The organism is Ligilactobacillus sp. (assembly GCF_036846325.1).
Lineage (GTDB): Bacteria > Bacillota > Bacilli > Lactobacillales > Lactobacillaceae > Ligilactobacillus.
This window is the reverse complement of the sequence record NZ_DAIUCE010000135.1, coordinates 1-3,681: the sequence shown is the minus strand read 5'-3', so window position 1 is coordinate 3,681 and position 3,681 is coordinate 1. Positions and strand designations below refer to the sequence as shown.

The following is a 3,681-nucleotide window of genomic DNA, read 5'->3' as shown; positions in this document are numbered from 1 at the left end:
GTTTCGACTGCTTCGGGAATTCCTGACTATCGTTCGAAAAACGGACTTTATTCTGACGGACAGACGCCGGAATATTTGCTCAGCGCAACCTGCCTGAGAAAAGAACCCGAGCGTCATTATCAATTTGTCAAGGAAAAGATGTTTTATCCGCAGGCAAAGCCGAACGTGATTCACGAAAAGATGGCACTTTTCGCCAGGGAAAAGAACGCCTGCGTCATTACGCAAAATGTTGACGGACTGCATTTGAAAGCAGGAACGCCCAAAAACAACCTGGTTGAGTTTCATGGCAGTCTGTATCACGTTTACTGCCAGAAATGCGGACGGGACGTCGAGTGGTCAAAGTACCTGGAAGACATGCATCATGAAGGCTGCGGCGGGGTTTTGAGAACCGGCATCGTGCTTTACGAAGAGCCGATCAGAAGAGATGTTCTGGAAAGGTCAGTTGAAATAGTTTCGAATGCGGATCTTATTGTCGTCTGTGGCACGTCTCTTGCCGTCTATCCTTTCGCAGGCCTGATTGAATATGCTTCAGGGGATGCGAAAATCGTGGCGGTCAACAGGGAAAAGATTCCGCTGCCTGAAAATGCAGAGCTGATCATCGGGGATGCCGAAGAAGTCTTCGAAGAAGTCGATTTAAGGAAGTGAGGAATAACATGTCCGAAAAGAGCAGGAAACGTTTGACAATCGTCGGTCTGATTTTTGCAATCGTCTGCTTGATATTGCTGTCGCTGAAAAATCAAGTCTACTATCCTGAAATGCCGGCCAGAGATGCCGTAAAAAGCGCAAAGTCAAAGAAGAATTTCACGTATTTTGAAGGAAGCAAAAAGCCTCTCGTCATTTTTTATCCGGGGGCATTGGTTGAACCTGAAAGTTACGGCGTTTGGGCCAAAAAAGTTTCTGAAAACGGCTATCCGGTAGCGATTGCGCATTTTCCGCTGGATTTTGCATTGCTTTCAGTCAATCGAGCCGATCAGATCGACAAAAAAGGCGGCTACGTGATTGGCGGGCATTCGCTTGGAGGGGTGTGCGCGGCCAGATATGCCGCCGAAAGGAAACACCAAAAGAATTTGAAAGGCGTTTTTTTGATGGCAAGCTATGCTGATGAAAAGGGAGATCTGTCGAAGACCGGAATTCCCGTATTGCAGATTACGGCCAGTCGTGACGGCGTCATCAAGAAGGAGCGCTTGAAGGAAAACAACCGTTTTTTGCCTGGAAATGCAGTGAAGAAAGTCATTCAAGGCGGAAATCACTCGGGATTCGGCGCATATACGACGCAAAAAGGCGACAACAAGGCGAGAATTTCAACGCAGCAGCAACAAGAAAAGGTCGCCGAAATCATGATCGGTTGGCTTGATTCGCTGAACGAAAAATAACATATAAATTCCAGCTTATTCTATGTTATACTTGTATTATCTGAAATTTTAATTAGAATCTGATATTTAAAAATTGTTTGGAAGGGACATGAATGATTATGGCTGAAAAACCGACATTCTATATTACAACACCGATTTACTATCCGTCTGGCAAGCTTCATATCGGCAACTCGTATACGACGATTGCATGTGACGTCCTGGCACGCTACAAGCGTCTGCAGGGATTTGACGTTTTCTTCCTGACGGGGACCGATGAGCATGGCCTGAAGATTGAAGAAAAAGCTGAAGATCTGAACATGACTCCTCAAGAATACGTTGACGGCATGGCGGAATCAATCAAGAAGCTTTGGAAACTGCTTGAAATCAGCAATGACAAGTTTATTCGCACAACGGATGACTACCATGTCAAGGCAGTTGAAAAAATCTTTGAAAAGCTGCTTGAAAAAGGCGACATCTACCTTGGCAAATACAAGGGCTGGTACTCCGTTTCTGATGAAGAATACTTCACTGAATCACAGCTGGCCGAAGTTTACCGTGATGAAGACGGCAAGATGATCGGCGGCAGGGCTCCTTCCGGTCACGAAGTCGAACTTGTCGAAGAAGACTGCTACTTCTTCAGGATGAGCAAATATGCCGATCGTCTGGTCGAATACTACAATGAGCACCCGGATTTCATCATGCCGGAAACCCGTAAGAATGAAATGCTGAACAACTTTATCAGGCCGGGACTGGAGGACCTTGCCCTGACCCGTACCAGCTTCAACTGGGGTGTTCCTGTTCCAAGCAACCCAAAGCACGTCATTTATGTCTGGATTGACGCACTCTGCAACTACATCACAGCGCTCGGCTACGGCTCCGATGACGACTCGCTCTTCAGAAAGTACTGGCCTGCAGACGTTCACATGGTCGGCAAGGAAATCGTCCGTTTCCACACGATCTACTGGCCGATCATCCTGATGGCGCTTGACCTTCCGCTTCCAAAGCATGTTCTGGGACACGGCTGGCTGCTCATGAAGGACGGCAAGATGTCCAAGTCGAAAGGCAACGTCGTTTATCCTGAAATGATTGTGGAACGCTATGGCCTGGATGCCTTGCGCTATTATCTCATCAGAGCCGTTCCTTATGGAAATGACGGCATCTTCACGCCGGAAGACTTCGTAAGTCGCGTTAACTACGACCTGGCAAACGACCTTGGAAATCTGCTCAACCGGACGGTCGCAATGATTAACAAGTATCGTGGCGGCAATGTGCCTGAACTTGTCTCAGGAGTCACTGCATTTGACAAGAGCCTTGAAGATGCCTTTGAAGAAGCGCTGAAGGGTTACGAGTCCGAACTCGAACAGGCACACTTTACGGTTGCCCTGGAGAATCTCTGGAAGTTTGTTTCAAGGACGAACAAGTACATCGATGAAACCGAACCGTGGTCATTGGCAAAAGATGAATCAAAGTCAGGGGAGCTCGACAGCGTTCTGGCTCACCTTGCCGCAAGTCTGCGCGTAATTGCCATCTTGCTTCAGCCGGTAATGACCCATGCACCGAAGAAGATGTTCGAACAGCTCGGACTGCCTGAAGAAAACATGGATATCAAGGGATTGGATTTCTTTGCATTCCCGGCCGGAATCAAGGTTGTCGAAAAGGGAACACCGATTTTCCCTCGTCTTGACGTTGAAGAGGAAATCGAATATATCAAGTCGAAGATGTCCAAGAATGAAAAGGCCAAGGGACGCAAGGCAATGGCGGAAAAGGCTGCCAGGAAGTTCGATCCGGAAACAACGACTCTTAATCTGACGAAGAAGGAAATCCGCTTTGATAAATTTGACAAGGTCGAACTCAAGGTTGCGGAAATCAAGGAGGTTTCCAAGGTCGAGGGATCTGACAAACTGCTCAAATTCCGCCTGGATGCGGGAGATGAAGGAGATCGCCAGATTCTTTCCGGAATTGCTCAATGGTATCAGCATCCGGAAGAACTTGTCGGCAGGAAGGTCGTTGCCGTAACCAACCTTCAGCCACGCACAATGATGGGACAGGTCAGCCAGGGAATGCTCTTGTCGGCTGAATATGATGAAGGCAAGACGGTCAAGCTGATTACCGTGCCTGATGAAATTCCGGCCGGTTCGCTTGTGGGCTGAAATATGAAATACTTGAAAGACCGGGATTGTCCGGTCTTTTTTGTTGAACTTCATTAACTGAGTGATTTAGGCTATAATTAAGTGATGAGATTTGACGAGAAAGGACAGCAAATGAACATATTTGATTCGCATACGCATATTAATTCAAGAGAATTTGCAAATGATTTGCCGGATGTCGT

At 47.3% G+C, this 3,681-nt stretch carries 3 protein-coding genes; all 3 read left to right on the top strand.

Features of this window, described 5'->3' with window-relative positions:
- A partial coding sequence (locus V7Z60_RS09275) for an NAD-dependent protein deacylase (RefSeq protein ID WP_334117533.1) occupies positions 1 to 645 on the top strand: 645 nt, incomplete at its 5' end.
- Between the two features lie 8 nt (positions 646 to 653).
- Entirely contained in the window at positions 654 to 1,373 is a 720-nt protein-coding gene (locus V7Z60_RS09270) for an alpha/beta hydrolase (RefSeq protein WP_334117532.1), read from the top strand.
- 98 nt (positions 1,374 to 1,471) lie between these two features.
- Positions 1,472 to 3,502, top strand: coding sequence for a methionine--tRNA ligase (gene metG, locus V7Z60_RS09265; protein WP_334117534.1), 2,031 nt, complete (start codon positions 1,472 to 1,474; stop codon positions 3,500 to 3,502).
- The last annotated feature ends 179 nt before the right edge of the window (positions 3,503 to 3,681 follow it).